We start from the raw sequence: 21,163 nt of genomic DNA, 5'->3' as shown, positions 1-21,163 counted from the left end.
AAGTAGGGGCCTCCCCGCCGACATGAGAGGACGACATGAAGGCCGAAACCGAAACCATGATCTCCGAGATCAAGCAGTCGATGGCACTGCTGAGGAGGCATCTTTGACTACGATCAGGCTGTCCTGCGCCTCGACGAACTGAACGCCGAGGTCGAGAACCCTGATCTGTGGAACGACTCCGACCGCGCTCAGGCGGTGATGAAGGAGCGGACCCATCTGGCCCAGGCCATCGACCGTTACAAGGGCCTGCACAAGCAGCTGGAAGACGCCGTCACGCTCATCGAACTGGGCGAGATGGAGGACGACGAGGACACCATCGTCGAGGGCGAGAATGCCCTGCGCGCCCTGCGCACCGACGTCCAGAAGGCGGAGCTGGAAAGCCTGCTGTCCGGCGAGGCCGACGCCAACGACTGCTATCTCGCCGTCAACGCCGGCGCCGGCGGCACCGAGGCCCAGGACTGGGCCAACATGCTGCTGCGCATGTACGTCCGCTGGGCCGAAGCCCACGGCTACAAGACCGAAGTGGTGGAAGAGTCTGAGGGCGAAGAGGCCGGCATCAAGTCCGCTACGGTCAAGATCATGGGCCACAACGCCTATGGCTGGCTGAAGACGGAGAGCGGCGTGCACCGGCTGGTGCGCATCTCTCCGTATGACAGCGCGGCGCGCCGCCACACCAGCTTCACCTCCGTCTGGGTCTATCCGGTGATCGACGACACCATCGACATCGAGATCCTGGACAAGGACCTGAAGGTCGACACCTACCGCGCCTCGGGCGCCGGTGGTCAGCACGTCAACCGGACCGAATCCGCCATCCGCATCACCCACGTCCCCAGCGGGATCGTGGTGGCCTGCCAGGCGGAGCGCTCTCAGCACAAGAACCGCGACCACGCCATGAAGATGCTGCGCGCGCGGCTCTACGAGGCGGAACTGCGCAAGCGGGAAGAGGCCGCCCAGGCGACGGAAGACGCCAAGTCCGACATCGGCTGGGGCCACCAGATCCGCTCCTACGTGCTGCAGCCTTACCAGATGGTCAAGGATCTGCGCACGGGCGTGGAGACGTCGGACACCTCCGGCGTGCTCGACGGTGACCTGGACCCGTTCATGGCGGCTGCCCTGGCCGCCAAGATCCAGGGCGGTGAAAGCCGCGACGAGGCGGCGGCGGGCTGAGGCCCGCCGTTCCTCATGCGGGGGGCGGGGGAACGGATGACACTCCTGGTCAACACTGTCATCTGGGCGGGGCTGGCGGTGCTGGTGATGTACACCGCCGCCGTCCTGTACATGTACCTGCGCCAGCGCGCGCTGCTCTACGCGCCGAGCCTTGAGCGCCCGGACCCGGCCGCCTGCGGTGTCGGCGACATGCAGGTGGTGACGCTTCGCACCGATGACGGCTTGGCCCTGAACGCCTGGTGGCTGCCGCCGGCGCACGCCGAGGCGCCCGTGGCCCTCTACTGCCACGGCAACGCAGGCTCCATGGCCGACTGCGCCTTCAAGGTCGCCGCCTACCGCGCGAGCGGCATGGGCGTGCTGTTGTTCGATTATCGTGGGTACGGCGGCAACGCCGGCCGCCCGACCGAACAGGGCCTCTACGCCGATGCCCGAAGCGCCCGCCGTTTCCTGCTGGAGGAACAGGGCGTGACCGAGGACCGGCTGGTCATCCACGGCGAAAGCCTGGGCTCGGGCGTGGCGACGCAACTCGCGCTTGAGCATCCGCCGGCCGCGCTGGTGCTGGAGGCGGCGTTCATCTCCATCCCTGCCGTCGGCAAGCTGCAATACCCTTGGCTTCCCGTCCACCGCCTGACCAAGGACCGCTACGAAAGCCTCGCCAAGATCGGCCGCATTCAGGCGCCGGTGCTGGTGGTGCATGGCGAGGACGACGATCTTGTGCCGGTCGACTTCGGCCGCCGCCTTCACGCCGCGGCGCGGGAGCCGAAGGAGCTTGTCCTGCTGCCCGGCGCGGGCCACGCGGACCTGTTCGACTTCGGGGCCGGGGAGCGGATTACGGGGTGGGTCGCCGAGACCGTGGAGGGTGCGCTTCGCGCGCGGGGCCAGCCCCGCACCCCGCCGGGGACGGAAGCCTCGGGTGTGGTGCAGGGATAGCCACTAAGTCGGCGAAGGACACAAAGCCGGTGTGCTGGTGGCTGGTACTGCGGCTTTACTGGTGGGCGCGGTGCCTTTTCAAACACCAAGACACCAAGACAGCGCGCGAAGGCGCGCAATCATCCGTACGCCGAGCACCTTTGCTCTGTCTTGTCGGGGAAGAAGGATCAGATAGCCGCGGGAGCGCGAGGGAGCCCGTGGCTCCCTCGTATATCATTCCGGCGCAGCCGGAAAGCCTTTGTGTGCTTTGTGCCTTGGTGCCTCAAAAAAAACATACAGCGGGTACAGGCCGTTAGCGGGTCGCCGGCGTCACCCACTTCTGCTGCTTGGGCGGCTCGTAGGCCTCCAGCCGGTCGAGCAGGGGCGCGGCGTCGTGTTCCACCATCAGCATGGCGCGGTGGTGGTCGCGCAGGAAGCCTTCCGCCACCATGTGGTCGATGAAGGCCCGCATGGCGTCGTAATAGCCCGCGACGTCCAGCAGGGCGACCGGCTTTTCGTGCTCGCCAAGCTGCCCCCAGGTCCAGACCTCGAACAGTTCCTCCATGGTGCCGATGCCGCCGGGCAAGGCGATGAAGCCGTCCGACAGGTCGGCCATCAGGGCCTTGCGCTCGTGCATGGTGTTGACCACGCGCAGGTCGGTCAGCGCGCCGTGCCCCACTTCCAGGTCCATGAGGAACTTGGGGATCACGCCGATCACCTCGCCGCCGGCCTTCAGGCAACTGTCGGCGACGATGCCCATCAGCCCCACGTGCCCGCCGCCGTAGACCAGCCCGACGCCGCGCGCCGCCAGCGTTCGGCCGAGCGTCGCGGCGGCCTCGGCATACTCGGGGCGGGCGCCCGCGTTGGAGCCGGTGAAGACGCACAGCCGCCGCATGAAGATCCTCCGTGGTGCATCGCGGGTAAAGGGTTGCCTGCCTATAGCATTGCGCGGACCATGCGGCAAAGACCATTCGCGGGGGATCATCCATGTCCACGAACCCGGACGGCTGGCGGACCTTCGTCGCGCGGTGGTACGGCGAGGGCCGCCTGGCGTTCCACGACGCGAACGGCACCGCCGAGAGCCGGCCGTGGCGCGGCGGGACGCTCCACCAGGACGTCTATGACCGGCCGGAGGCGTCGGCGCCCGTGGTGGTTCTGCTGCACGGCATCCAGGGCTACGGCCGCATGTTCCTCAGCGTCACGGAGGGGTTGTGGCGGCGCGGTTGCGCCGTGGTGGCGCCGGACATTCCGGGCTACGGCCTGTCGGCCAGCCGCAAGAACCGGGGGCGGCGGGCGGTGGCCGACCAACTGGACGGCGTGGAGGCCGCGGTGCGTGCGGCCGCCGCCCGTTGGCCCGACCGCCCGCTGGTGCTGGCGGGCGCCAGCCTGGGGGCGCCGCTGGCCTTTGCGACGGCGCTCAAGGTACCCGAGGTGCGGGCGCTGACGCTGTGGACCCTGTTCAGCCCTGACGATCCCGCCGTGCTTGCCGCCACCGGACGGTTCGGGCGGTTCAGCGGGGCGACGCTGGGGGTGATGAGGCCAGTGGGGCGCGTCATCCCCGGCCTGCCCATGGCGGCCTGGTTCATCCTGGCGCTGGAGCACCTGAACGCCGCGCCGGGCTTCGTCCGGTCGCTGAAGGACGACCCGCTGGTCGCCAAGACCACCAACCTCCGCGCCATGCTGTCCCTGCAGCGCGACCTGCCGCCGCTGTTGCGGTGGGAGGCCTGGGATCGGCCCATCCTGGTCATGCAGCCGGGAAACGACCGCATGATCCCGCCCGCCGCCACCTGCCGCGCCTTCACCCGCCTGACCGCCGAGCCGCGCCGGCTGGAGATGCTTGACGGCGTCGAACACTTCCCCGCCGAACCGGAGCCGCTGGACCGGGCGGCGGCATTGATGGCGGGGTTTCTGGAAGAGGTGGGGATCAAGGGATAAGGGCGGCCACCTCCGCCACCCGCGCGACCAGGGGCCGGGGCAGGGCGTCCAGGCTGAACCAGCCGGCGTCCAGGGCGTCGTCGGCGGCGGCGACCGTGCCGGAGGGCTCCACGCCCAGCATGGCGACCAGTACGAAGTGGTGCGCCAGTGCTCCGGTCGCGGCATCGCGCTCCATGGTGTCGAAGGCGGTCAGCGGGCCGGTGATGCGGGCGGTGATGCCGGTTTCCTCCAGAAGCTCCCGCGCGGCGGCCTCGGCCAGCGTCTCGCCGCGCCGGGGCTTGCCGCCGGGATAACCCCATAGGCCGGCGGCGGGCGGGTTGCGGCGGCGGACCAGCAGGATGCGGCCAGCCTCATCCCGCACCACTGCGATGACGCCGACGCGGGGTTCGCTTGCGGCGTGGCCGGGCGGCAGGTCGGCGGCCATAGGATCAGGCGAGGGCAAAGCCGCACTCCTTCAGCGCTTCGATGGTCTCGGCCGGGCTTTCCTCGGGCAGGAAATGGCCGCCGGCGACGGCGCGGCCGGAGACGTCGGCGGCCTTGGCGCGCCAGGTCTCCAGCACGTCGTAGTTTTTTTCCATCAAGCCGTTGGCACCCCAGAGGACCGCCAGCGGACAGGCGATGCGGGCATCGGCGTCGGCCTCGTCGTCGGCGAGATCGACGGTGGCGGCGGCGCGGTAGTCCTCGCAGGTGGCGTGGATGCAGGCGGGGTCGCGATAGGCGGCGCGGTATTCCTCCACCGCGCGCGGATCGTAGGCGGACAGCCCCGTGCCCCAGGCGCCCAGCTTCCATTCCAGGTAGAAGTCAGGATCGGCGCCGATCAGCGTTTCCGGCAGCGGGCGCGGCTGGGCGAGGAACAGCCAGTGGTAGTAGGCGAGCCCCACGGCGCGGTCGAGTGTGGCGAAGATGGTGTGCGTCGGCACGATGTCCAGCACGGCCGCACGGGTGACGCGGCGGGCGTGGTCCAGGCAGAGCCGGTGAGTCACCCGCCCGCCGCGATCGTGACCGATGACCTCGAACGTCTCGTGCCCCAGCGCCGTCATCAGCGCGGCGACATCGGCGGCCATGGTGCGCTTGGCGTAGGCGCGGTGTTCCGCGTCCCCCTCGGGTTTGTCGGAGGCGCCATAGCCCCGCAGGTCGGGCATGATGAGCGTGTGCGTCTTCGCCAGGTGCGGCGCCATGCGGTGCCAGCAGGCGTGCGTCTGCGGGTAGCCGTGGAGCAGCAGCAGCGGCGGCCCCTCGCCCCCGACGCGCACGGCCTGGGTGATGCCGTTGGCCTGGATGCGGTGCAGGGTGAAGCTCTCGGGGAAGAGGTCGGTCATGGCTGGCTCCGCTGTGGGGTGGGGCGCGGGAGAGTATGGCGGGGTTTCATCAGCCTTGCGACCCATGCCTATCGTGCAAGGCTTGAGAATGCCGTGGCGGTGGACTAACTTGACTTAGTCCAGACCGCGAGGCCCGTATGCAGACCTTCAATATCCACGACGCCAAAACCAACCTGTCGCGGCTCGTCGAGCAGGCGAGCAAGGGGGAAGCCTTCATCATTGCCCGCGCGGGGAAGCCGCTGGTCAAGGTCACGGCGATCGAGGCTCCGCCAGCACAAAAGCAGCGGCGTCTCGGGTTTCTCAAGGGCCAGATCAAGGTGCCGGACGACTTCGACCGGATGGGAGCGGAGGAGATCGAAGCGCTGTTCGGCGGCGGATCGTGAAGTATCTACTGGACACGCATATCCTGCTCTGGGCAGCAGGCGAGCCGGAATGCCTTTCTTCCGAAGCCTCGGCTTTCATTGCGGACGAGGCGAACGAACTGTATTTCAGCGCCGCCAGCCTTTGGGAGATCGCCATAAAGGCCGGCTTGGGCCGTGAGGATTTCCAAGTCGATGCAGGTGTCTTCAGGCGGGCGGCGCTCGAGAACGGCTATGTCGAACTCCCTGTTGAAGGACGTCATGCCGTCGCGGTGCAGACATTGCCCAATGTCCACAAAGACCCGTTCGACCGTATGCTTGTTGCGCAGGCTCAGGTAGAAGGGATTATCCTGCTGACGGCCGACGGTTTGGTGGCACAGTACCCGGGGCCGATCCGAAAAGTCTGACGCGTCACCCCACCGCCGCCTCGTACCACCCTACCGGCATGCCGGCTTCCGCCCGCGCATCGTCGTTGAACGGCCCCTTCAGGCCGCCGGGGTGCAGGCGTTTCAGGCGGTCGGCGTATTCCGCCTCCGGGTCCAGGCCGCGCGCCTCGCAGACGTGGCGGAACCACCGCACTCCGGCGGCGACGTGGGTGATTTCGTCGCGGTAGATCACGTCCAGCACCGCCACCGTCTCCGGATCGCCGTTGGCGGTCAGGCGGTCGATGGTGGGCGGCGTGGTGTCCAGCCCGCGGGCCTCGTGCGTCATGGGGACCAGGGCCAGGCGGTCCAGCAGGTCGTCGGACGTCATCACCGCCGCCCGCCACAGGCCGTCGTGGGCCGGCAGGTCGCCGTAGGCCGCGCCCAACTCGCCCAGGCGTTTTTCCAGAAGCTCGAAGTGCAATGCCTCGTCGACGGCGACCTTGATCCAGTCGTCGATGAAGGCGCGCGGCAGCGGGTCCGACCCGCCCAGGAAGCGCGCCAGGATGTCCCACGCCAGATCAATGGCGTTCAACTCGATATGCGCCAGCGCGTGCAGCAGCGCGATGCGCCCGCGCACGCCGCCCTTGGACCGCTTGGGCATGTCGCGCGGGGCCATGAGTGCCGGCTTCTCCGGCCGCGCCGGGCGGTCGGGCGCACCGGGCGCGCCCACCTCCGCCAGGGCACCGAAGGCCCAGGCGTCGGCGGTCTCGCGGGTCAGGCGGATCTTCTCGGAAGGGTCCGCCGCCCGCAGCACGGCGCGGGCGGCGTCAAGCAGGGTGCCGGAGGCGGTCATGCCGTCTCCCGCAGCGCCTTGGTGGCGTCCAGCACCTCGGCGGCGTGGCCCTTGACCTTCACCTTGGGCCAGACCTGGGCGATGGTGCCGTCAGGGGCGATCAGGAACGTGGTGCGCTCGATGCCCCAGAAGGTCTTGCCGTACATGGATTTTTCCTTCCAGACGCCGTAACGCTCGCAGACGTCGCTGTCGGCGTCCGACGCCAGCGGGAAGGTCAGGCCCTGCTTGGCCTTGAAGCTGTCATGCTTTTTCACGCTGTCCTTGGAAACGCCGATGATGACGGCGTCGACGCCCGAGAAGTCGGGCTCCAGGTCCCGGAAGTCGCAGGCTTCGGTCGTGCAGCCGGGGGTGGCGTCCTTCGGGTAGAAGTACAGCACCACCGGTTTGCCCTTGAGCGCGGACAGGCTGACGCTGCCGCCGCCGTCGGTGGGCAGGGTGAAATCCGGGGCGGCGTCGCCGACGGAAAGGCTCATGGCGTCTGGCTCCCTTTGCTGGTGAGATGGAACAGGGGCGAGCCCGCAGGCTCAGGCTTCCTCTACGGAGCCGCCGTCGGCCCGGTTTGCCTTGGCGGCCGCGGCCGGCTCGTCGATGAGGCGCACGAAGACGGCATGGGCGGCTTCCGCCCGCTCGGCGACCAGGGCCTTCAGGCCGTCCAGGTCCTCGCAGCCGCAGGCCGACAGCAGCTTGCGACGCAGGCCCGTGGAGATCTGTGTCTCGTCGAACTTGCCGGCGATGGAGTGGCGCAACAGGCCCTGGATGGTCAGCCACAGGAAGTGCGCCCGGTCCAGGGTCTCGGCGTCGGCGGCGTCCAGAATGCCGGCGGCGGACAGGTTTTTCAGTCCGTCGCCGGTGTTGCTGTTGAGGATGTCGGGGTGTTCATGCCCGTGCAGAAGCTGCAGCGTCTGGGAGATGAACTCCACGTCCACCATGCCGCCGCGCATGTGCTTGACGTCCCAGATGTCGCCGGGCTTGGTGTGCTCCCTGGCCATCAGCGCGCGCATCTCGGACACGGCGATCAGCAGCGCGTCGCGGTCGCGCGGGCGGGTGAGGACCTCGCAGATGGCGTCGCGGATGTTCTGCGACAGCTCGGGGTCGCCGCAGGCCACGCGGGCGCGGACGAGCGCCAGGTGCTCCCACGTCCAGGCGTCCTCGCGGTTGTACTTGATGAAGCTTTCCAGGCTGGCCGCCAGCGGCCCCTTCTTGCCCGAGGGACGCAGGCGCAGGTCCACCTCGTACAGCCGGCCCTCGCTGGTCAGCGCGTTGATGGCGCCGACGAAGCGCTGGGTCAGGCGGGCGTAGTATTCGCCGCGCGTGAGCGGCTTCGGGCCGTCGCTGCTTTCCGCGGCGGGGTCTGTGTCGTAGACGCAGATGAGGTCCAGGTCGCTGGTCGCCGTCATCTCGCGCCCGCCCATCTTGCCCATGGCGATCACCGCCAGGTCGCCGCCGGGGAAGCGGCCGTAGGTGCGGGCCATTTCCTCGGACACGGCCGGCAGCAGGCGGTCCAGCACCACGTCGGCGATCGCGGCCAGGGCGTCGCCGGCCTCGCGCGCGTCGGCCAGCAGGCGCAGCGTCTGCACGCCCACCTGGAACTTGTGGTCGTTGGCGAAGCGGCGCGTGATGTCCAGGACGTGTTCATAGTCGCGCGCATCGGCCAGCCGCAGGTCAAGCTCCTGCCCCAAGGCCGCGCGGTCGGGCAGGGGGCCGAAGAAGCCCGGCGTCAGCACGGCGTCCAGCAGGCCGGGGTTCTTGGCCAGAACCTCCGCCAGCCGGGGCGCGTCGCCCATGATTTCGGCCACCAGATCAAGAAGCTGCGGATGGGTGTAGAACAGGCTGAACAGCTGCACGCCCGCCGGCAGGCGGCTCAGGAAGTCGTCGAAGCGGAAGAACGCCTGGTCGGGGCTCGCGGTCTGGCCGAAGGCGCGCAGCAGCGTCGGCACCAGTTCCGTCAGCAGTTCCTTCGACCGGGTGGAGCGCACCGCGCGATACCGCCCGTGGTGCCAGCCGCGCACCGTGGCGGCGACGGCGGACGGGTTGCCGTAGCCCAGTTCGGTCAGGGTCTGAATGGTGGCCGGATCGTCCTCGTTGCCGGTGAAGACCAGGTTGCCTTCCTCCGACAGGCTGGGCTCCTCCTCGAACAGGTCGGCGTAGTGGCCCTCCACCGTGTGCAGCACGTCCATGAGCCAGGACTCGAAGTCCTCCAGGCTCTCGTGGCCCATGAAGACCGCCAGCGCGCGCAGCTTCTCGTCGTCGTCGGGAAGCGTCTGCGTCTGGCTGTCGTCGATCATCTGAAGCCGGTGCTCCAGGGTGCGGAGCTGGATGTAGGACGCTTCCAACTGGTCGGCGACGACAGGGGCGACGTGTTCCGTCTCCACCAGGGCGCGCAGGGCGTCCAGCGTGCGGGGGCTGCGGTTCTGCGGCTCGCGCCCGCCCCAGATGAGCTGTTGGGTCTGGGCGAAGAACTCGATTTCGCGGATGCCGCCTCGGCCCACCTTGATGTTGTGCCCGGCGACCGCCACCTTGGCGCCGCCCTTGGCGGCATGGATCTGGCGCTTGATGGACTGAATGTCCTGGATGGCGTGGAAATCCAGGGACTTGCGCCAGACGAAGGGCCGCAGGTGGCGCAGGAACGCCTGCCCCGCCGCCGTGTCGCCGCCGACACAGCGGGCCTTGATCATGGCGGCGCGCTCCCAGTTCTGGCCGAAGCTCTCGTAATAGGTTTCGGCGGCGGGAAGCGCGATGGCAATCTTCGTCGAGCCCGGGTCGGGCCGCAGGCGCAGGTCGGTGCGGAAGACGTAGCCGTCGGCGGTGCGCTCGTCCATCAGGCGCACCAGGTCCTTGGTCATGCGCACGAAGAATTCGGAAATGAACTTCTCGCCCTTGTAGACCACCTTGTCGGGGTCGAAGACGACGATCAGGTCGATGTCGCTGGAATAGTTCAATTCCCGCGCGCCCAGCTTGCCCATGCCCAGCACGAAGTAGCCGCAGTCGCGCTCCGGGTCGTCGGGGTGGGGAAGCTCCAGGTCGCCCTTGGCGTGGGCCTTGCGCATCAGGTGGGCGATGGACAGCCGCAGGGCGGTCTCGGCGAAGTCGGACAGGGCGCCGGTCACCGTGTCCAGGTCCCACGCCCCGGCGACGTCGGCCGCCGCCACGGCCAGCGCCATGCGCCGCTTGCCCGTGCGCAAGAGCTTCATGAGCTTGGTCGTGTCGTCCTCCGCCGCCGCGTCGGCGCGCAGGGCCTCCACCATGCGGGCGAGCGCCGCGTCGGGGCCGTCGCGCAGTACCTCGACCATGAAGGCGCCGTCGCGCAGGGCGCAGGAGGTCAGGAAGGGGCTGTTGCCGAACAGGGCGTCCAGCAGGGCCGCCTGGGGCGTGGCGTCTTCGGCGGCGGCGCGGACGGCCTCGGCCAGGGCATCGTCGTCGGCGAGATCCGCCAGGCCCAGCCATCGCTCCCGCCCGCGGTCGCGGCGCTCGGGGTCGGCGGGCGCGGGCAGGGTGGCGTCGGCGGGGGGAAAAGCGAAGGCGGCCATGGACGATCCCATCAGCAGGCGGAGGTGTTCGTGTGCTGTCTCGTGGGTCTGGTCTATGCCCCGCCGCCGCGTCAGACAAGCAGAATCAGGCCGCTGAGCCGCACCGGTCCCGCGCCGGAGGTTCACGATGGCTTAAGGCCTTCCGTCCTACGATGGCGCGGTAACCGAAAACCGTTCCGCCGCTGCCGATCCGTCGAGCCCCATGCGCTTGTCCGCTTTCCGCCGCCTCTCTGTCCTGCTGGCCGCTGCCGTGCTCCTGCCGGTTGCGCCGGCCCCTGCGCGGGCGCTGACGCCGGGCACCGAAGCGCCGGCGCCGGTGGCGCAGCCGGAGGCAAGCCCCGAGACGGCCGAACTGGCGCCGCTGGCATCCGTCCGCCCCTACCATGGGCATGTGCCGCGGCGGCGCGACCTGGGCCTGCGTGGATCGTGGCGCGCGCGGGCGAGCCTGGGCGGCAGCGAGGACAACCGGACGACGGCGGTGGAACTGCCCCTGTCCCTGACCTACGGCTTCGGGGACGGCGCCGAAATCTCGCTCGACGCGCCGCTGCGCCTGCGCGACCGGGCGCAGGGCGTGGGCGGCTACTCCGGCGACCTGCGGCTTGCGGCGGGCCTGCCGATCACCGAGCAATGGACGCTGCGGCCCTCGGTACGCGTCGGCGTCTCGGGGCCCCTGGCGCCCGGGACGGGGCGGCGGACCGTCTCCGGCCGCGTGGTCAGCTCCGTCGCCTGGCCGGTGACCCCGGGCCTGCGGCTGACCCTCGGCACCACCGGGGAAGCGTTCGACAGCGCGCGGCTCGGAAAACGCGGCGACGGTGTCGTGGACTTCACCCTGCGTAACCGCCTGGGCCTGACGCTGGACACGGGGGTGGATGTCTTCGGCGGCGACCTGGACGCCACGGCGGCCTTCACCGACATGCGCCGCCTGGATGCCGGCGGCCTGACGCGGCGCGACCGGATCGACCTCGGCCTGTCGGGCGGCGGGCGCCTGAAGCTCGGCGCCTCGGCCAGCCTGGCACGCGAGGCCGAGACGGCGGAGGCCGGCATCCGCGCCCGCCTGTTCACGCGTTTCTGACGCGGGCGCGGAGTCGCCTGCGTGATGCTGGCGCCGGAGGCCGGCGTTGGTTTCGGCGGTTTCGTGGCCCTGAACAGTTTATCCGGCCCCCCTTTTGCTGGTAAGAAGAAGGTCGGGCCGGCAGGCGGCCCCGCCGGCACGGCGCCGGTGTCAGTGGAGATGGAATGGGCGTGGTTCATGGCCCCGTGAGGTGGGTGTTCAAGGGCGTGGCCGCCGTGGCCGTGCTGACATTGGTGGTGGGGGCGCTGCTGGCGGCGCGCCTGTCCCAGGGACCGCTGCCCCTCGACCTGCTCAACCCCTACATCCTGGAAGCGGTCAACACGCCCGGCGCGGCCGTGCGCTACAGCCTGGGCGGCACCGACCTGCGCTGGGGCGGCGTGGACGAGCCCTTCGACCTGCGGGTGCGCGACGTGCAGGTGCTGGACGCCCACGGCGCGCTGATCGCCGCCATCCCCGACGCGTCCGTGAGCATCGACGCCGGGCCCCTTCTGCGCGAGGGGCGCCTGGCGCTGGATGCCGTCACGCTGCACGGCGGCGTGGTCCACTTGCGGCGCGAGCTCGACGGCGCGGTGGTGTTCGCCATGGAAACGGCGCCCGAGGCGGTCGCGCCGGTGGAGCGCCGCGCCGAAAGTCCCGCCCAGGCGCTGCGCGGGGCGATGCGGGCGCTGGGCCTGGGTGAGGAAGCGGCGGCGGAGGCGTCCATCGGCGGCGTCGACCTGCCCGAGACCGTGCGCATCTCCGACGCCCGCGTTGTCATCGACGACCGCATCTCCGGCATCACGTGGCGCCTGCCTCACGTGGACGCAGCCGTGACTCGCGAGCCCGGACGGGTGCGGGCCGAGGCCTCGGTCGCGCTGGCCGTGGCCGAGGGCCGGCAGACGCTGGTGGATGCGGTGGCGACCCTGGACGGCGGCGGCGTCATCGATGCGGGCCTGACCCTGCGCGACCTGCGCCCGGCCGATTTCGCTACGGTGGCCGAGGCCGCCGCGCCGCTGGCGGGGGTGGACCTGCCGCTGTCGGGCACCGTCACCGCCACGCTCGGTCTGCGGGGCGATGCGGTGGCGCTGGACCTTCTGGGCGTGTCACTGGACGGCGGCGCCGGAACAATCGCCGCGCCCGCGCCCGTCTCCCACGCCTGGTCGCTCGACGGGCTGGAAGTGCGCCTGTCCGCCGCCGACAACCTGCGCCAGGTGGCGCTGGAAACCCTGACGCTGGACCTGGAAGGCGCGCCCCTGGTGTCCCTGCGCGCGGCGCTGGACAAGCAGGACGCGGGCATCGGGCTCAGCCTGGAGGCGCGGGCCGAGGACGTGGCCGTCGATGCCGTCGCCGGGCTGTGGCCGCAGGCCATCGAGGGCAAGACCCGCCACTGGATCGACACGCGGCTGGCGGGCGGCGTGGTGCCGTCGTTCACCCTGCGCGCCGGCCTGGCGGGCGAAAGCCTGGAGGCTTTGGACCTGGTGGCGCTGGACGGGTTCGGCCGGGTGGAGGGCACAGCCGTCGACTACCTGCCGCCCATGCCGGTGGTGGAGGACGCCAGCGCCGACATGACCATGACGGCCGACGCCTTTCGCCTGAGCATCACTGGCGGGCATGTGGGCGACCTGACGGTGTCGCGCGGCGATGTCGATTTCCTGCAACTGAACCGGCATCCGCAGGTCGCCGACATCAACCTGACCATCGACGGGCCCCTGCGCTCCGCCCTGCGCCTCGTGGACAACGAGCCCCTGGGCTACGTCTCGCGCTACGGCCTGGGACTGGACGGGGTGCAGGGGTATGCCTCGACGCGGCTCGCCATCAGCTTTCCCATGCTGGACGCGCTGACGCTCGACGACGTGGAGGTGCGCGCCGACAGCACCATCCGCGACGCCGTGCTGCCCGATGCCGCCTTCGACCAGCCGCTGACCGACGGCGACCTGTCCCTGTCGGTCACCAAGCGCGGCATGACGGTGGAGGGCGAGGCCGAGGTGGCCGCCGTGCCGGCCACCGTGAAGTGGACGGAGAACTTCGAGGACGGCGCCCCCTTCCGCAGCCGCTACGAGGCCGAGGCGACGCTCACCGCCGCCGACCGCATAGCGCTGGACCTCGACATCGTGCCACTGAGCCCGCCGTTCCTGACCGGGCCCACCGGCGCCTCGGTCATCGTCACGCAGCTGCCGTCGGGTCAGAGCACCCTCGGCGCGACGCTGGACCTGACCCCGGCGGCCATGCGCCTGCCCGGCTTCGAGTGGCAGAAGGCGCCCGGTACCTCTGGCCGCGCAACGCTGTCCGCGTTGATGGGGCCGGGCGGAAGCCTGCGCGAGATCAACCGTTTCACCGTCATCGCCGGCGACGACCTGTCCATGGCCGGCGGCGTCAGCCTGCTGCCCGAGGGCGGCGTCGCGCGGGTGACGCTGGAGCAGGCCAGCGTCGGCGAAACCGCGTTCACCGGCGGCGCCTCGTTCCGGCCCGACGGCGGCATCGACGTCGACATCTCCGGCCATGCCTTCGATGCCGTGCCGTTCCTGGCGGCGGCGACGCAGGACGGCGAGGGCGGCTCCGCTCCCGCGGCCGCGGGTGCTCCTGGCGGGCAGGACGCGGAGACCGAACTGCCGCCCATGTCCCTGCGGGCGCAGTTCGACGTCGTCTGGGTGACCGAGGACGCGACGCTGGAAAACGCCGTCGTGCACCTCATCCGCGACGACGCGGGCTGGCAGGCCGCCGACGTCTCCGCCCTGGCCGAGGGCGCGACGCCGCTGCGCTTCCAGTACCGCCCCGCGGCGGACGGCGTCGGCCATGCCTTCACGCTGGACAGCGGCGCGGCCGGCGTGGTGCTGCGGGCGGTGAACGTGATGGATACCCTGCGCGGCGGCATGCTGTCGGTCCGCGGCCGGGTGGCGCCCGACGAGACCGTGCGCGGGCTGGCGGAGATCCGGGATTTCCGGCTGACGGACGCGCCGGTTCTGGCGAAGGTGCTGTCCGTCGCCGCGCTGACGGGCATCCTGGAAAGCCTGACCGGCGACGGCCTGGCCTTCAGCCGCGCCACCGCGCCGTTCGAGGTGGAGGACGGCGTCCTGCGCCTGACGGACGCCCGCGCCCATGGCCCCTCGCTGGGCCTGACGGCCGAGGGCGTGGTGGGGCTGGAGGCGCCCGAGGTGGTGGACCTGCGCGGCACCATCGTGCCCGTCTACGCCGTCAACAGCCTGCTCGGCAACCTGCCGGTCATCGGCGACCTGATCACCGGCGGCGACGAGGGTGGCGGCCTGTTCGCCGCCACCTACACCGTGAAGGGCGAGATCGCCGCGCCATCGGTCAGCGTCAACCCGCTGTCGGTCCTGGCGCCCGGCTTCCTGCGCAAGCTTTTCGAGGCGCCGGCGCCGCAGACGGTTGAGCGGCCCGCCGAGGCGGACGCCGACAGCACCGGCGACTGATCATCGTTTTTTCCGTTCAAACATTCCAGGTAAATCGGTTTCCTTTATCAGGGGTGCCCGCCTTATGTTTGCGCCTGTCGATAACGGCAACACGCAAACCCAGTGGAGACCCCCATGTCCCTGATCAACACCGAGATCAAGCCCTTCACCGCCCAGGCCTACAAGAACGGCGAGTTCCTGCAGGTGACCGACGCCGACCTGAAGGGCAAGTGGTCCGTCGTGTTCTTCTATCCGGCCGACTTCACCTTCGTGTGCCCGACGGAGCTTGAGGACCTGGCCGACAACTACGCCGAGTTCCAGCAACTGGGCGTGGAGATCTACTCTGTGTCGACCGACACGCACTTCGCCCACAAGGCGTGGCACGACACTTCCGACGCCATCGGCAAGATCCAGTACACCATGGTCGGCGACCCCACCGGCACCATCAGCCGCAACTTCGACGTGATGATCGAAGAGGCCGGCGTCGCCAACCGCGGCACCTTCGTGATCGACCCCGAGGGCAAGATCCAGCTGGTCGAGATCACCGCCGAGGGTGTCGGCCGGGACGCCAGCGAGCTGCTGCGCAAGATCCGCGCCGCGCAGTATGTCGCCGCCCACCCCGGCGAGGTGTGCCCCGCCAAGTGGAAGGAAGGCGAGAAGACCCTGGCACCGTCGCTGGACCTGGTCGGCAAGATCTAACGACCGACCCATGGGGGCGGACGCGGTGCCAAAGGGGGCGCCACGTCCCACCCATCGCCCCCACGACCTCCATACATCGCCCAAGAAAACGAAAACCGATCAGTCGGGGGAGCCCGCGTCATGCTGGACAGCACGCTCAAGACACAGTTGAAGGCCTACCTTCAGAACATCACCCAGCCCGTGGACCTGGTCGCCGCGCTGGACGACGGCGAGAAGTCCCGCGAACTGGACGACCTGCTGCGCGAGATCGCCGCCCTGTCGGATTCCATCGCCGTAATCCACGCCGATGCCGATGCCGATGTCCGCCGGCCGTCCTTCGCCATCACCCGGCGCGGCACCGACGTGTCGGTGACATTTGCCGGCCTGCCCATGGGGCACGAGTTCAACTCGCTGGTGCTGGCCCTGCTGCAGGTCGGCGGGCATCCGTCCAAGCTGGCGCAGGACGTGATCGAGCAGGTCAAGGCGCTGGACGGCGACTTCAACTTCGAGACCTATTTCTCGCTGTCCTGCCAGAACTGCCCCGACGTGGTGCAGGCGCTGAACCTGATGAGCGTGCTGAACCCGCGCATCCGCCACACCGCCATCGACGGCGGCCTGTTCCAGGACGAGGTGGAGCGCCGAAAGGTGATGGCCGTGCCCAGCGTCTACCTGAACGGCGAGCCCTTCGCCCAGGGGCGCATGAGCCTGGAGCAGATCCTGGCCAAGGTGGACACCGGCGCGGAAGCCCGCGCGGCCGAAGAGATCAAGCGCAAGGACCCCTTCGACGTGCTGGTCGTCGGCGGCGGCCCGGCCGGTGCCTCGGCCGCCATCTACGCGGCCCGCAAGGGCATCCGCACGGGCGTGGCGGCGGAACGGTTCGGCGGTCAGGTGCTGGACACCATGGCCATCGAGAACTTCATCTCGGTCTCCCACACCGAAGGTCCCAAGCTGGCCGCGGCCCTGGAGCAGCACGTCAAGGACTACGACGTCGACGTCATGAACCTCCAGCGCGCCGAGAAGCTGGTGCCGGCCAAGGTGCCGGGCGGCCTGGCGGAGGTGCATCTGGCCAATGGTGCGGTGCTGAGGTCGCGCACCGTCATCCTGTCGACCGGTGCCCGCTGGCGCCAGATGGGCGTGCCCGGCGAGGACGAGTACCGCAACCGGGGCGTGGCCTACTGCCCGCACTGCGACGGCCCGCTGTTCAAGGGCAAGCGCGTGGCGGTGATCGGCGGCGGCAACTCGGGCGTCGAGGCGGCCATCGACCTGGCCGGTATCGTGGCGCATGTGACGCTGATCGAGTTCGACACGCAACTGCGCGCCGACGCGGTGCTGCAGACCAAGCTGCGCAGCCTGCCCAACGTGACCATCATCACCAACGGCAAGACGACCGAGGTCAGCGGCGACGGACAGAAGGTCACGGGCCTTACATACGAGGAGCGCGAGACCGGCGAGGTCCACACGCTGGCGCTCGAAGGCATCTTCGTCCAGATCGGCCTGGTGCCCAACACCGAATGGCTGAAGGACGGCCCGGTGCGCCTGAGCCCGCGCGGCGAGATCGAGGTGGACGCCCGCGGCGAAACGTCGGTGCCGGGTGTGTTCGCCGCCGGCGATGCGACGACCGTGCCCTACAAGCAGATCGTCATCGCCATGGGCGAGGGCTCCAAGGCCGCCCTGTCCGCCTTCGACCACCTGATCCGCACCGTCCCGGCGGACGAGGCCGCGGCGGCATGATGATGGCCCCATAGTGCAAAGGAAAGCCCCGCCGGTCGGTTCGGCGGGGCTTTTCGCAGGCTGTGACAAGCTTGCGCCGATACCACGGCGCTGCTATTTTTTGGTATCGGTTCGGGAGGGCGTCATGCCGAGAAACACGTCTGTAAGTTTGGGCGATCACTTCGCGGCCTTCATCGACAACCAGGTCGCAACCGGCCGGTACGGTTCAGCAAGCGATGTCGTGCGGGCGGGGCTGCGCCTTCTTGAAGAGCATGAGGCGAAGGTGGCGGCGTTGCGTCAGGCCTTGATCGAGGGCGAGGAGAGTGGCCCATCGGAGCCGTTCGATGTCGAAAGCTTCATCCGCGAAAAGCGCCGCGGTTCAGACATTTGAGCAAGCTTAATTTCTCTCCTCGCGCCCGGGCCGACTTGGGGGAGATCTGGGATTACACCGTCGAACGGTGGGGCGAAATACAGGCTGATCGGTATGTTCGTCTGATCGCCAGTGTTTGCGACGACCTCGCCGCCGGGCGACGGACGGGAACAAGTGCCGAAGCCTTGCGCGCAGGTTACCTTCGGTGTCGCGCCGGCTCGCACATCCTTTTCTATTGCTGCACGCATGGCGGCGACATTGAGGTGATCCGTATTCTACATCAGCGCATGGACGTGGACCGGCATCTATGACGGGTCAAGCCGTCAGAGCCTCCGTCCCCGCCGCTGCTCCGACGATCCTGCGCTTGAGCGACGCCACGACCCGCGCGGCCGTCTGTCCGTCCCACAGCGCCGGCGGCGGAGCGGTGCGGCGGCCGGTGGCGAGGGCGGCATGGGCGGCGCTTGACAGGTCCGACGGCGCGACCAGCCGGTTGCTGCCCTGCGTGATGGTCACCGGGCGCTCGGTGTTGGGGCGCAGCGTCAGGCAGGGGATGCCGAGGTAGGTGGTTTCCTCCTGCACGCCGCCGCTGTCGGTGATGACCAGCCGGGCCGCGGTGACCAGCCCCATGAAGTCGATGTAGCCCAGCGGCTCCGTCAGGATCATTCCCGGCGCGGCCTCCAGCCGGTCCAGCAGACCGAAGGTCGTCAGCATCTTGCGGGTGCGCGGGTGGATCGGGAAGACCAGCGGCGTTTCGGCCGCCACGCTCACCAGACCGTCGACCAGCGCCGTCAGCGTGTCGCGGTCGTCGACGTTGGCGGGGCGGTGCAGGGTGACGACGCCGTAGCCCTCGCGCGTCAGGTCGTGCGCCTCGTAGGAGCGGGCCGCCTCGATGCGGTCGCGCAGCATCTCGAAGGTGTCGATCATGATGTTGCCGACACGCTCCACGCACTGCGCCCGGCCTTCCCGCGCCAGATTCTCGTCCCCGTCGGGGGAGGGGGTCCAGAGCAGATCGGCGATGCTGTCGGTGACGACGCGGTTGATCTCCTCGGGCATGGTGCGGTCGCCGGAGCGCAGGCCCGCTTCCAGGTGCGCGACGGGGATGCAGAGCTTGGCACCCACCAGCGCGCAGGCCGCCGTGGAATTGACGTCGCCGACGACGATGATCCAGTCGGGCCGCCGGGCGAGGCAGACCTTTTCATAGGCCACCATCACGCCGGCCGTCTGCTCGGCGTGGGTGCCGCTGCCGACCTCCAGGTGGTGGTCGGGTTTGGGTATGGAGAGATCGCGGAAGAAGGCGTCCGACATGGCCGCATCGTAGTGCTGGCCGGTATGCACGAGTTCCGTCTCGCACCACTTTTCCGCCCGCAGCGCGCGCACCAGCGGTGCCACCTTCATGAAATTGGGGCGGGCGGCGGCGATGACATGGATCAGCGGCTTCATGAGGCGTCTCGTCCCGTGGAATTCCTGACCAGCAGGATGGGGACGGAAGAACGCCCCGCCTATTCACCGGAAGAGGGCGGGCGGCGGTTCATGGGGGGTGTCGGGGGGGCATCACGCGGTCACCGCGCTTCCGCGTGAACGGTTTCACTTCTGGAGGCGTCGCTGCCGGACAAGGCGTGCCCAATCCTGACCAGCGTGCGAGATGGAATAAATGAATAGCTCGCGCCGTTCATCATCGACGATGAAGGTAATGGTCGCCTTGCCGTTGACAGGGACGGACCTAAGTCTCGCGAGTACGTCGTCTCGGGTCGAGCCGCGGTGCGGCATCTCGCTCAGAAGACGGATAAAGTTTCTGACGTCCGTCAGTCTACGGCGGGATGTATCCCGGCTACCAGAGGTGGCCCCCGAAATCCGGACAGGATGTTAAGCTGGTCCCGAGCATGAGAAGGACCTGGATTTATGGGGAAAGTGACCCGGAAGCGCTACACGGCTGAGTTCAAGGCGAAGGTGGCGCTGGAGGCGATCAAGGGGGAGCTGACGCTGGCGGAACTGGCCGCCAAGCACGGCATTCACCAGACGATGATCGCGACCTGGAAACGGCAGGCCATTGAGGGGATGGCGGCGACCTTCGCCAGCAAGGGCGACGCGAAGAAGGCGAGTGATGCCGAGGTCGAGAAGCTCCACGCCAAGATCGGCCAACTGGTTGTGGAGCGGGATTTTTTGTCCAAGGCCTTCGGTCGATGAGCATCGAGCGGAGGCGGCAGATGATCGAGCCCGAGCACCCGGTGCTGCCCATCACGCGGCAGTGCCACCTGGTGTCCATCAGTCGCTCGTCGTTCTACTACAGCCCGACCGGCGAGAGCCCGCTCAACCTGGTGCTGATGCGGCTGATCGACGAGGCCTTCCTGGAGTGCCCGTTTTACGGGGCTCGGCAGATGGCACGTCATCTCCGGCGCCAGGGCTATACGGTCGGCCGGAAGCGCGTGTCGCGGCTCATGGCAAAGATGGGGCTGTCGCCCATCTACCAGAAGCCGCGGACGAGCACACCTCATCCGCAGCACCCAGTCTACAAGTACCTGCTGCGCGGCGTAGTGATCGACCGGCCGAACCAGGTCTGGTGTGCCGACATCACGTATAGCCCGATGCGGCGGGGCTTCCTGTACCTCGTGGCGATCATGGACTGGGCCACGCGGAAGGTGCTGTCCTGGCGGCTGTCCAACACCATGGAGGCGGACTTCTGCATTGAGGCGCTGGAGGAAGCCCTGGACCGCCACGGTGCGCCGGGCATCTTCAACACCGACCAGGGCAGCCAGTTCACCAGCCCGCGCTTCACCGACCTCCTGAAGGACGCCGAGGTGCGCATCAGCATGGACGGCCGCGGCCGCTGGATGGACAACGTCTTCATCGAGCGGCTGTGGCGGTCCATGAAGTACGAGTACGTCTACCTGCACGCCTTCGAGACCGGCAGTGAACTGCGCGACGGGCTCGGCCGTTGGATCGCCTATTACAACACCCGGCGGCTGCACTCGGCGCTGGATGGACAGACGCCAGACGAGGCGTATCATGAGATCGCTCCGACACCGTCTCCGGGGCGCGCCCCGGAGACGGTGCCGGCCATTCCAATGGCGGCGTAACAACCACCGGGATTAGCTTAATTTAGCCGCCAATCTGTCCAAACAACCGGGGCCACCTCTGATGTGTCAGACGCGCAACGTCCTGACGGATGGCGGGGTGGTAAATGATGCGGTAGCTCATTCGTCGTCAGGGCCGCGAAGCATCGCGTCACCCAACGAGAATGCTTCTTCCTCGTCAATGAACTCCTCCCGGGGTGTCGCCATTCGAGCGCGAATTTCGTCGGCCATGGCATTTAGGGCCGCCTCGCGTTCCATCTCGTCGCGGATCATCTCCTCGACGGCGGCGGCGACGGCGGCGCTGGTGGAGGCGTAAACGCCTTCCTCCACCTTGGACTTCAGGAATTCGGCGTGGCGGTCGGTGAAGCTGAGCGTGGTCTTGACGGTCATGATATGTCTCGACGCTGGGCGGTATGACTGGGTCATACTAGCGCGGCCGGTC

At 69.0% G+C, this 21,163-nt stretch carries 20 protein-coding genes; 12 read left to right on the top strand and 8 right to left on the bottom strand.

What is annotated here, in order from left to right; genetic code table 11:
* The first annotated feature begins 35 nt into the window (after window positions 1-35).
* Together prfB and C882_RS22025 are read left to right on the top strand one after the other, a co-directional pair.
* A protein-coding gene (prfB, locus tag C882_RS22030) for a peptide chain release factor 2 (RefSeq protein WP_152415466.1) occupies window positions 36-1,167 on the top strand; the annotation gives its coding sequence in 2 pieces (ribosomal slippage) (window positions 36-104 and window positions 106-1,167; 1,131 coding nt in all).
* A gap of 36 nt (window positions 1,168-1,203) precedes the next feature.
* Complete coding sequence (locus C882_RS22025; protein ID WP_009542905.1) at window positions 1,204-2,097, top strand: alpha/beta hydrolase; 894 nt, start codon at window positions 1,204-1,206, stop codon at window positions 2,095-2,097.
* A 292-nt stretch (window positions 2,098-2,389) separates the two neighbouring features.
* Here the strand turns inward: C882_RS22025 and C882_RS22020 are convergent, their stop codons facing one another.
* Entirely contained in the window at window positions 2,390-2,971 is a 582-nt protein-coding gene (locus tag C882_RS22020; RefSeq protein ID WP_009542904.1) for an LOG family protein, read from the bottom strand.
* Between the two features lie 92 nt (window positions 2,972-3,063).
* On the opposite strand from C882_RS22020, the gene C882_RS22015 reads away from it, so the two are divergent.
* On the top strand, window positions 3,064-4,011 hold the full coding sequence (locus C882_RS22015; RefSeq protein WP_009542903.1) for an alpha/beta hydrolase: 948 nt from the start codon (window positions 3,064-3,066) through the stop codon (window positions 4,009-4,011).
* Here the strand turns inward: C882_RS22015 and C882_RS22010 are convergent.
* Together C882_RS22010 and C882_RS22005 are read right to left on the bottom strand one after the other, a co-directional pair.
* A complete protein-coding gene (locus C882_RS22010) occupies window positions 4,001-4,453 on the bottom strand; it encodes an NUDIX hydrolase (protein WP_236262736.1) in 453 nt (150 codons plus the stop codon). The two genes, C882_RS22015 and C882_RS22010, sit on opposite strands and share 11 nt — an antisense overlap.
* Complete coding sequence (locus C882_RS22005) at window positions 4,440-5,330, bottom strand: alpha/beta fold hydrolase (RefSeq protein WP_009542901.1); 891 nt, start codon at window positions 5,328-5,330, stop codon at window positions 4,440-4,442. Before C882_RS22005 ends, C882_RS22010 begins: the two co-directional genes overlap by 14 nt.
* A 137-nt stretch (window positions 5,331-5,467) precedes the next feature.
* Here C882_RS22005 and C882_RS22000 point away from each other — a divergent pair, with 137 nt between their 5' ends.
* Together C882_RS22000 and C882_RS21995 are read left to right on the top strand one after the other, a co-directional pair.
* On the top strand, window positions 5,468-5,713 hold the full coding sequence (locus C882_RS22000) for a type II toxin-antitoxin system Phd/YefM family antitoxin (protein WP_009542900.1): 246 nt from the start codon (window positions 5,468-5,470) through the stop codon (window positions 5,711-5,713).
* Window positions 5,710-6,096, top strand: a complete 387-nt coding sequence (locus C882_RS21995) for a type II toxin-antitoxin system VapC family toxin (protein ID WP_043647222.1) — start codon at window positions 5,710-5,712, stop codon at window positions 6,094-6,096. Before C882_RS22000 ends, C882_RS21995 begins: the two co-directional genes overlap by 4 nt.
* 4 nt (window positions 6,097-6,100) lie before the next feature.
* On the opposite strand, the gene C882_RS21990 is transcribed toward C882_RS21995, so the two are convergent.
* The 3 genes from C882_RS21990 to C882_RS21980 are packed head-to-tail and all read right to left on the bottom strand — an operon-like array spanning window position 6,101 to window position 10,434.
* Window positions 6,101-6,907 (bottom strand): ferritin-like domain-containing protein, encoded by an 807-nt coding sequence (locus tag C882_RS21990; protein WP_009542899.1) that lies wholly within the window; start codon window positions 6,905-6,907, stop codon window positions 6,101-6,103.
* The gene (gene bcp / locus C882_RS21985; RefSeq protein WP_009542898.1) at window positions 6,904-7,380 is read right to left on the bottom strand and encodes a thioredoxin-dependent thiol peroxidase; all 477 of its coding nucleotides are present in this window, start codon (window positions 7,378-7,380) and stop codon (window positions 6,904-6,906) included. Before bcp ends, C882_RS21990 begins: the two co-directional genes overlap by 4 nt.
* A 51-nt stretch (window positions 7,381-7,431) precedes the next feature.
* A complete protein-coding gene (locus tag C882_RS21980; protein WP_009542897.1) occupies window positions 7,432-10,434 on the bottom strand; it encodes a bifunctional [glutamine synthetase] adenylyltransferase/[glutamine synthetase]-adenylyl-L-tyrosine phosphorylase in 3,003 nt (1,000 codons plus the stop codon).
* Between the two features lie 202 nt (window positions 10,435-10,636).
* Between C882_RS21980 and C882_RS21975 the strand changes: the two genes are divergently transcribed.
* The 6 genes from C882_RS21975 to C882_RS25865 all read left to right on the top strand — a co-directional run bounded on the left by C882_RS21975 (window position 10,637) and on the right by C882_RS25865 (window position 17,961).
* Window positions 10,637-11,506, top strand: a complete 870-nt coding sequence (locus C882_RS21975) for a hypothetical protein (protein ID WP_009542896.1) — start codon at window positions 10,637-10,639, stop codon at window positions 11,504-11,506.
* 164 nt (window positions 11,507-11,670) lie between these two features.
* Window positions 11,671-14,913, top strand: coding sequence for a YhdP family protein (locus tag C882_RS21970; protein ID WP_043647219.1), 3,243 nt, complete (start codon window positions 11,671-11,673; stop codon window positions 14,911-14,913).
* A 114-nt stretch (window positions 14,914-15,027) separates the two neighbouring features.
* Window positions 15,028-15,591 (top strand): alkyl hydroperoxide reductase subunit C, encoded by a 564-nt coding sequence (gene ahpC / locus C882_RS21965; protein ID WP_009542893.1) that lies wholly within the window; start codon window positions 15,028-15,030, stop codon window positions 15,589-15,591.
* 120 nt (window positions 15,592-15,711) lie between these two features.
* Complete coding sequence (ahpF, locus tag C882_RS21960; protein WP_009542892.1) at window positions 15,712-17,301, top strand: alkyl hydroperoxide reductase subunit F; 1,590 nt, start codon at window positions 15,712-15,714, stop codon at window positions 17,299-17,301.
* Window positions 17,302-17,425: 124 nt separating this feature from the next.
* On the top strand, window positions 17,426-17,671 hold the full coding sequence (locus C882_RS21955) for a type II toxin-antitoxin system ParD family antitoxin (protein WP_043647217.1): 246 nt from the start codon (window positions 17,426-17,428) through the stop codon (window positions 17,669-17,671).
* Window positions 17,668-17,961 carry a type II toxin-antitoxin system RelE/ParE family toxin gene (locus tag C882_RS25865; RefSeq protein WP_083876139.1) on the top strand — a complete coding sequence of 98 codons (294 nt, stop codon included), beginning with the start codon at window positions 17,668-17,670 and terminating at the stop codon, window positions 17,959-17,961. Before C882_RS21955 ends, C882_RS25865 begins: the two co-directional genes overlap by 4 nt.
* 4 nt (window positions 17,962-17,965) lie before the next feature.
* Here C882_RS25865 and wecB read toward each other — a convergent pair whose 3' ends face one another.
* Window positions 17,966-19,090: a non-hydrolyzing UDP-N-acetylglucosamine 2-epimerase gene (gene wecB / locus C882_RS21950; protein ID WP_009542890.1), complete on the bottom strand. Its 1,125-nt coding sequence runs from the start codon at window positions 19,088-19,090 to the stop codon at window positions 17,966-17,968.
* A 459-nt stretch (window positions 19,091-19,549) separates the two neighbouring features.
* On the opposite strand from wecB, the gene C882_RS21940 reads away from it, so the two are divergent.
* Window positions 19,550-20,724, top strand: a protein-coding gene (locus tag C882_RS21940) for an IS3 family transposase (protein ID WP_085952461.1) whose coding sequence is annotated in 2 segments (ribosomal slippage) — window positions 19,550-19,820 and window positions 19,820-20,724 — 1,176 coding nt in all. Because the reading frame shifts where the segments join, the coding sequence is not laid out codon by codon here.
* Window positions 20,725-20,841: 117 nt separating this feature from the next.
* Here the strand turns inward: C882_RS21940 and C882_RS21935 are convergent.
* Window positions 20,842-21,111 (bottom strand): hypothetical protein, encoded by a 270-nt coding sequence (locus C882_RS21935; protein WP_009542887.1) that lies wholly within the window; start codon window positions 21,109-21,111, stop codon window positions 20,842-20,844.
* Window positions 21,112-21,163: the final 52 nt, after the last annotated feature.

The organism is Caenispirillum salinarum AK4 (assembly GCF_000315795.1).
GTDB lineage: Bacteria > Pseudomonadota > Alphaproteobacteria > Rhodospirillales > Rhodospirillaceae > Caenispirillum > Caenispirillum salinarum.
This window is presented reverse-complemented; position numbering and strand designations above follow the sequence as displayed.